Annotated in this window: 8 protein-coding genes; 4 read left to right on the top strand and 4 right to left on the bottom strand. The window is 64.1% G+C overall.

Annotated elements, in window-relative coordinates:
* The 4 genes from J7360_RS04380 to J7360_RS21290 all read right to left on the bottom strand — a co-directional run.
* The coding region (locus J7360_RS04380) for a transposase (RefSeq protein ID WP_059001059.1) at positions 1–200 on the bottom strand (200 nt) is incomplete at its 3' end.
* Between the two features lie 70 nt (positions 201–270).
* On the bottom strand, positions 271–678 hold the full coding sequence (locus J7360_RS21295; RefSeq protein WP_228909203.1) for a hypothetical protein: 408 nt from the start codon (positions 676–678) through the stop codon (positions 271–273).
* Between the two features lie 337 nt (positions 679–1,015).
* Positions 1,016–1,432, bottom strand: a complete 417-nt coding sequence (locus J7360_RS04370; RefSeq protein ID WP_057664384.1) for a SymE family type I addiction module toxin — start codon at positions 1,430–1,432, stop codon at positions 1,016–1,018.
* A complete protein-coding gene (locus J7360_RS21290) occupies positions 1,429–1,698 on the bottom strand; it encodes a hypothetical protein (RefSeq protein WP_081028048.1) in 270 nt (89 codons plus the stop codon). The genes J7360_RS04370 and J7360_RS21290 overlap by 4 nt, the downstream gene beginning before the upstream one ends.
* A gap of 299 nt (positions 1,699–1,997) precedes the next feature.
* On the opposite strand from J7360_RS21290, the gene J7360_RS04360 reads away from it, so the two are divergent.
* The 4 genes from J7360_RS04360 (at position 1,998) to J7360_RS04345 (ending at position 7,299) form a co-directional block, all read left to right on the top strand.
* A complete protein-coding gene (locus J7360_RS04360) occupies positions 1,998–2,444 on the top strand; it encodes a hemagglutinin repeat-containing protein (RefSeq protein ID WP_244667757.1) in 447 nt (148 codons plus the stop codon).
* A gap of 159 nt (positions 2,445–2,603) precedes the next feature.
* The gene (locus J7360_RS04355; protein ID WP_057660070.1) at positions 2,604–3,104 is read left to right on the top strand and encodes a TspO/MBR family protein; all 501 of its coding nucleotides are present in this window, start codon (positions 2,604–2,606) and stop codon (positions 3,102–3,104) included.
* Positions 3,105–3,775: 671 nt separating this feature from the next.
* Positions 3,776–6,283, top strand: coding sequence for a bifunctional aspartate kinase/homoserine dehydrogenase I (thrA, locus tag J7360_RS04350; RefSeq protein WP_057660068.1), 2,508 nt, complete (start codon positions 3,776–3,778; stop codon positions 6,281–6,283).
* Positions 6,284–6,324: 41 nt separating this feature from the next.
* Complete coding sequence (locus J7360_RS04345) at positions 6,325–7,299, top strand: homoserine kinase (RefSeq protein ID WP_057660078.1); 975 nt, start codon at positions 6,325–6,327, stop codon at positions 7,297–7,299.
* Positions 7,300–7,360 lie beyond the last annotated feature (61 nt).

Genomic DNA, 7,360 nt, shown 5'->3' with positions numbered 1-7,360 from the left:
TTGAGCCGGCGGTTCTCCTCCTCCAGCTCCTTCATGCGCGCGACCATGGACACGTCCATGCCGCCGAACTTGCTGCGCCACTTGTAGAACGTCGCCGAGCTGATGCCGTGCTCGCGGCACAGCTCCGGCACGGGCGCACCGGCCTGGGCCTGCTTGAGCACGGCGATGATCTGGCTGTCGGTAAAGCGGGACTTCTTCATGGAACCTCCTCGAGAAAGGGGACGAGAAAATTCCACTTCTGGCGTCTGCTAATGGGCGGGGGGATTACCCCTACTTCTTGCTGATTGTGACGTAGCTTAAGCTGGACTGATCTTCGCTCAGCCCAAAGATGACAGTTGCCGTTTCCGTCTGCATCGACCAATAGGCGCGGGAGCCGCTAGCATCTGGGCGCGGTGGATAGAGAGACGCATCTGGCGAAGGCATACCCTCGAACTTCGGGCCAGGCGACGAAAAGTCGAGTACAAGCGTCGCATGCGCGGGCGCATCCCGAGTGCTGCGAAGCTCAATGCGCTTTAACGCGGTACCGGCGAGCGCACCACCTTCACCCCGCCGCACCACCATCGCGTCTTGCTGCTCGCCGGGGCCGAACTGCGTTTGAAGCTGAGCGTTAAGTGCTGCGACATCCTGGAAGTCAGTGGCGATCAACCGATCGACGTCTTGCTTGAGGCGTTCCGTCACGTCTTTGCTCCTGGTTTCAACGGAGGGCTTTGCAGCCGCTACGGCTGACTGATCGCGTGGAGTGCTGGGGGCACATCCCGCATGAAAGGTGCAGAGTGCCAGCAACGCAATTGACAACAACGCTGCCCGAGGGAGCGCGATGCGTCCCTGGTTAACTTGCCGTCCATGGGATTTCCCAGGGTGAAGGGCCATCTCTGATCCTGCGCTAAGAGCGTCGCTGAAAAGTAACACGTACATGCCCACTGATCAGGCGGCGGCAGCAATCACCTCACGAGGCCCTGCCTGTGCAACATCGGCTAGCGGCGAACAGAATTCACCTGAATACGGCGGGTAGCGCTCACCGACGCGCCCTAAGTTGCTTTGCAGGCACCTCCACCGGCGGCAACACCTCCATCAGCAGCTGCCCCGCGCTGGCGGTGATGCGCAGCTTGGTGCCAATGGCAAAGCCCAGTTGTTCCAGCCATAGGCCGCTGAGGCGGACGTGTGGCACGTGCTGGTCGCCACCATGGTCGTAGGCGCCGGGGTAATGGGTGTAGCTGACGGTGCATTGGCGCGGGCGACGGGCGCGTCGGGGTGCCGGTAGCGTGCCGGGGCCTTGCGGGTTCGCGTCCGGGTCGGGCGGCAGCATGGGTGGCAGCTTGGTGCGGTCGGGCTCAACGTAGTTCCACTGCACTCGCTTGGTCGCCGCAGGGCCTGCACGCTTGCTACTGGACTGTGCGGTGGCAGATGCCGTGGGTGGGCGACGGCGTGTCATGACGCGTCCGCATGATGATGGGTGATGCGTGAGGCGGCGCAGCACTGCAAGATCACGTCAGCGCACGCGGACAGGCAGCGCAAGGTGTGCGGCAACACAGCGAGCTGGCGACTCAGCGAATGCGCGGGATCGTGGATCGCTCGCTCAACAGCCGCGCGTGCGACGAGCCGGTGCAGCACCTCACGCACATCCCACCGCAGGCGGTGAGCGGAAGCTGGCATCAGATCAATCGACGCAAATGCCGGCGCAGATGGTCCGGTAGACATGGCAACGCCCTCCTGGAACAACCCAAGAACCGCCGCCAACGGCGACGGGATGTCGGGAGGTTCGAAACCGCTAAGAGCCGGCGGGCGTATTTCCCTTGCGGGTGTTGTATTAGCCGCCCTCCCGACGCAGGCATCGCATCGGCTTGTACCTGCAGGATGCAGGCACAAAAAACCCACCGGTTTGACGGAGGTGGGTACCGCTATGAGAGGAGTTTCTACGCTCCTTGGAGCAAGAGATTGCTACCGCACAGGAGCCATGTCAATGGCTTCGTAACGTCGAGCTCAACGCCACCAACACCATGAGCAACCAGGGCGTCATTGCCGGCGCCGATGTCAGCGTCACGGCCAGCAACCTGCTCAACCAAGGCCGCATCAGCGGCTCTGGCGGCGTGTCGCTGGAAGCGCGTAACGACCTGCTCAATCAAGGCCAGATCCAGGGCCGCGATGTCGCATTGGTGGCCGGCAACAACCTGGTCAGCGAAGCATCCAAGGCCATCAACGGCGTCGGGATCCTGTCAGGCATTACGGCCAGCAACACGCTGCAACTGATGGCCGGCAACGACATGACATTGACCGGCACCCGCGTGCAGGCAGGCGGCAGCGCGGCGTTGATCGCCGGCAACAACCTCAGCCTGACGCCCAGCGCCTTACGCGACGACAACGGCCTGCTGCGTGGCGGCGACGCGGTGTCGGTGACCACTGGCAAGGATCTGGTGATGTTTCGACGTCCCCCCAAGTTTAAATAGCACATCGGTTTGGAGTGTAATTCCCTATCCCGAGAGATTGGACCTGACGGCACGAATCCCTACGGCCTCAGCTGACGGCGGACTCGCTTATTTGCGTAGTCACGGCTTGCACAGGCGCTCTGCGAAGATGACGAACGGTGATGAGAGGTCACAGCAGTCATGATCCGAGGACGTTCAAAAAAGCCGCAATGGTTGGGTCTTCTCGGCTGGCTGATGCTTTGCTATTCCATCGCCGGTTTAGGCGCAATGGCATCAATCCAGGCGGCCAGCTTTTATGCGCAGCTGCAACGGCCGGGGTGGGCGCCGCCGGGGTGGTTGTTCGGGCCGGTGTGGACGGTGTTGTACGGAATGATGGCGGTGTCGGTATGGTTGGTGTGGCGCCGTGGGGGATGGGCTGGTGCGCGCGTGGCGCTGACACTGTTCGTCGCGCAGCTGACGCTCAACGGGCTGTGGAGTTGGTTGTTCTTTGCGTGGCATCAGGGGGCGTGGGCGTTCGCGGACATCGTGGCGCTGTGGCTCGTGCTGGTGGCCACCATCGGGGCGTTTGCGAAGAGGCAGGCTTTGGCGGAGTGGCTGTTGGTGCCGTATCTGGCATGGGTGAGCTTTGCGGCGGCGCTCAATTTCTCGGTATGGCAACTCAATCCTCAAGTGCTCGGCTGATCCCGTGTTGTCACGCAGGGAGTTGGCTGGATCTGCTTTGTCTCGTGGCTCGCAACTCAGGACGACGATCACCTGTGCGGGGCGACGACAACCCGCAGTGGGAAGCGGCATGTCGGCAGCAGCAAGGGGACAGGGCGTTCAAAGGTTATGACGGCCTCTGAGCCGCATCGCACGTCCGCGCTCACCAGACAGGTGCACGCGCGTAGATGGCGCTAACGATGCAAGTTAAGTCTTTCCCGTCGTGCCACGGCGGTGAGAGGTCTTCCAAAGCTGCGCACAGCGGTCCGCCTAGGTCCCCAGAAAAGTTTCCATGGCAATCAATTGCTTGCACGCGCGGCGCTTAAATCCCTGAGCGGCAAGGTTTTCTGTTCCCTGCGCCCGGCGTATGCGCCTGCCCATTCACGCAATGCTTGACAGGCCTCGGCCCGGTGATGTCTTTTGCATGCATGGGTAATGCCTCCGCCATCGCTTCGCTTCTCTGCCAGCCGCTGCTGCGGGCCGGTGCGGGCGTGGCCGGCATTACCACCATCATTACTACCGCCACCATTCGCCCGGTGCGGTCCGTCGTCTTCGCGTAACTTCCGAAAACAACGGCCCCGCACCCGGATCAGGATGCGGGGGCTTCCCTCTCTCATCCGATGCGGACGGGGCCTCCCCAATGAGGTCTGTCGATGTCATCGCCCGCTGTTTCGTTCGAACCCGCTGCTGTTCTTGCGTCCTCTGCGCGCACCGTCGTGCACAAATTCGGCGGCACCTCGGTGGCCGATGCCGAGCGTTATCGGCATGTGGCCCAGCTGCTGCTTGCACGCGACGAGACGGTGCAGGTCACCGTGGTCTCGGCGATGAAGGGCGTCACCGATGCCTTGATCGAACTGGCCGAACTGGCGGCGAAGAATCGCCCCGAATGGCGCGAGCGGTGGCACGAAACACGCGCACGCCATCGCGGTGCGGCGGTGGCGTTGCTCGGCGAGCATTCCGGGCCAACCGTGGAGTGGCTGGACGAGCGCTTCGAGCATCTGTCGCAGATCCTCGGCGCGCTGGCGGTCATCGGGGAATTGCCGCGTGAAGTGCTCGACCGCGTGCAGGGTTTGGGCGAGGTGTATTCGGCGCAGTTGCTGGGCGATCACTTTCGCGCGATCGGCGAAGACTGCGCGGTGCTGGACGCGCGCGATGTGCTGGTGGTCAATCGCGGCGAACTCGGTGTGGACGTGGACTGGGAGGCCAGTGCGCAACGTCTTGCAACCTGGCGGCAAGCGCATCCGCAAACGCGCGTGGTAGTGACCGGATTCGTGGCGCGCGATCGCGCCGACCGCATCACCACACTGGGCCGCAACGGCAGCGATTACTCCGGTGCGATCTTCGCCGCATTGTTCGACGCTGATGAGTTGCATATCTGGACCGATGTGGATGGCGTGCTGTCGGCCGATCCGCGCGTGGTGCCCGAAGCGGTGCAACTGGAAACCCTGAGCTACGACGAGGCCTGCGAGCTGGCGTATTTCGGTGCGAAGGTGGTGCATCCGCAAACGATGTCGCCTGCAATCGAACGTGGTTTGCCGATCATCATCCGCAATACCTTCCAGCCCGAACACCCGGGCACGCGCATCACCGCCAGCAGCGCGGTGAGCGGGCCGATCAAGGGGCTGACGCTGAGCCCGGATCTGGCGGTACTGAATCTGGAAGGCACCGGTCTGATCGGTGTGCCGGGAACGGCCGAGCGCGTGTTCGCCGCTCTGCGCACCGCGCAGGTGTCGGTGGTGATGATCTCGCAGGGTTCGTCAGAACATTCGATCTGTTGCGTGGTCAAACAGCACGAGTCCGAGCGTGCACGCAATGCCTTGCTGCAGGCGTTCGCGCATGAACTCACGGTCGGGCAGGTGCAGCGCGTGCAGCTGACCACCGGCATCAGCGTGCTCGCAGCGGTGGGCGATGGCATGGCCGGCCAGCCAGGCGTGGCGGCGCGCTTGTTCGAATCATTGGGGCGAGCGCAGGTCAATATCCTGGCGATTGCGCAGGGCTCGTCGGAGCGCAACATCTCGGTAGCGATCGATGCGGCGCATGCCACCAAGGCGTTGCGCGCGGCGCATGCGGGTTTTTGGTTATCGCCGCAGACGTTCTCGGTGGGCGTGATCGGGCCGGGCAATGTCGGCGCGGCGTTGCTGGATCAGCTACGCGTCGCGCAACCGCAGTTGCTGGGCAAGGCCAATCTGGATCTGCGTCTGCGTGCGGTGGTGTCGCGTGGTCGCATGTTGCTGGACGAGCGCGGGTTGGTCGGCGACTGGCGCGATGCGTTTGCATTGGCCACCACCGCGACCGATCTGGAACGCTTCACCGCGCATCTGCTGTCGGCACATTTGCCGCATACGGTGATCATCGATTGCAGCGGTAGCGCCGAAGTCGCAGACCGTTATGCGGGCTGGCTGGCCGCCGGCATCCATGTGGTGACGCCGAACAAGCAGGCTGGTTCCGGGCCGCTGGCGCGCTATGAGGCGATTTGCGCAGCGGCCGACGCCAGTGGTGCGCGCTTCCGTTATGAAGCCACCGTGGGCGCCGGTTTGCCGGTGATCACCACGCTACGCGACCTGGTCGATACCGGCGATGCAGTCACATCCATCGAAGGCATCTTCTCCGGCACGTTGGCATGGTTGTTCAACAAGTACGACGGCAGCGTGCCGTTCGCCGAACTGGTGACGCAGGCGCGTGGCATGGGATACACCGAGCCGGATCCGCGCGACGATCTGTCCGGCGTGGATGTGGCGCGCAAGTTGGTGATTTTGGCGCGCGAAGCGGGGCGTTCCATCAGCCTGGAAGATGTGCAGGTTGAAAGCCTGGTGCCGGAAGCGCTGCGTCAGGCCAGCGTGGACGATTTTATGGCGCGCTTGCCGGAAGTGGATGCCGCCTTTGCGCAGCGTCTGGCCGACGCGCGCGTGCGCGGCAACGTGCTTCGCTATGTGGCGCAGCTGCCGCCGGACCGCGCGCCCAGCGTGGGCCTGGTCGAACTGCCGGCCGATCATGCATTCGCCAACTTGCGTCTGACCGATAACGTGGTGCAGTTCACCACGCGTCGCTACTGCGAGAACCCGCTGGTAGTACAGGGGCCGGGCGCGGGGCCGGAAGTGACCGCGGCAGGCGTGTTCGCCGATCTGCTGCGCGTGGCGGCAGGCGAGGGCGCGCGGCTGTGACGCAGACTGTTGTCAGCCAGGCCGGCGTGAGCCAGGCAGCGGTGGTGCAGGCGCAGGCGCAGGGCAGCGATCGCGCTTCCCCGGGCAAACATGGCCTGCACGAAGCGCGCGCCTTCGCACCGGCATCGGTTGCCAATGTTGCGGTGGGATTCGACCTGCTCGGCTATCCGATCGATGGCGTTGGCGACACTGTGACCGTGCGCCGGATCGAAGCGCCAGTGGTGCGCATCGCTGCGATTCGCGGCACGACGGTGGCGCTGCCACTGGATGCCGAGCGCAACACTGCAGGCGCTGCACTCATTTCGCTGCGGGCAGCCTTGCAGCTGCCGTATGGATTCGAAATCGAGATCGACAAAGGTATTGCGCTGAGCTCGGGCATGGGCGGGTCTGCCGCGTCATGCGTGGCAGCGTTGGTCGCGGCAAACGCGCTGCTGGCCTCGCCGCTGGATCACCACCAGCTCTACCAATACGCGCTCGATGGCGAAGCGGTGGCCAGCGGCAGCCGCCACGGCGACAACCTGGGGCCGCTGTTTGCCGGTGGCTTGGTGCTGTGCACGCTGGAGCGCCTGGTGCCGATCAACGTGCCGGCGGCGTGGCATAGCCTGCTGGTGCATCCGGATGCAGTGCTGGAAACGCGACGCGCGCGCGAAGCCTTGGCAGGAAACTATCAATTGCGCGAATTCGTCGCGCAGAGCACCAATCTGGCCTTGGTGTTGGCCGGTTGCCATGCCGGCGATGCAGACCTGGTACGCGCGGGCTTGCGTGATGTGCTGATCGAACCGCGTCGCGCCCCATTGATCGCCGGCTTCGCCGACGCCAAACAGGCAGCGCTGGACCACAACGCCCTCGGCGCCAGCATTTCCGGCGCCGGGCCGAGCGTGTTTGCCTGGTTCGAATCGCGCGCCGCGGCCGAAGCTGCGGCACCGGCAGTGCAGGCCGGGTTTGCGGCTGTAGGGTTCGATAGCCAGGCCTGGGTTTCGCCGATCGCAAGTCCTGCGGCGCGGTTGCTCGGATGAATCGGGACGCACGCAATGCCAACGCGCCGCAGGCAGCCGGTAGCAGGTCTGGCCTGCAGAT

Source organism: Xanthomonas sp. D-99 (assembly GCF_017746145.1).
Taxonomy (GTDB): Bacteria; Pseudomonadota; Gammaproteobacteria; order Xanthomonadales; family Xanthomonadaceae; genus Xanthomonas; species Xanthomonas cissicola.
Note: the sequence above shows the minus strand (reverse complement) of the source record. Positions and strands in the feature narration are given on the sequence as shown.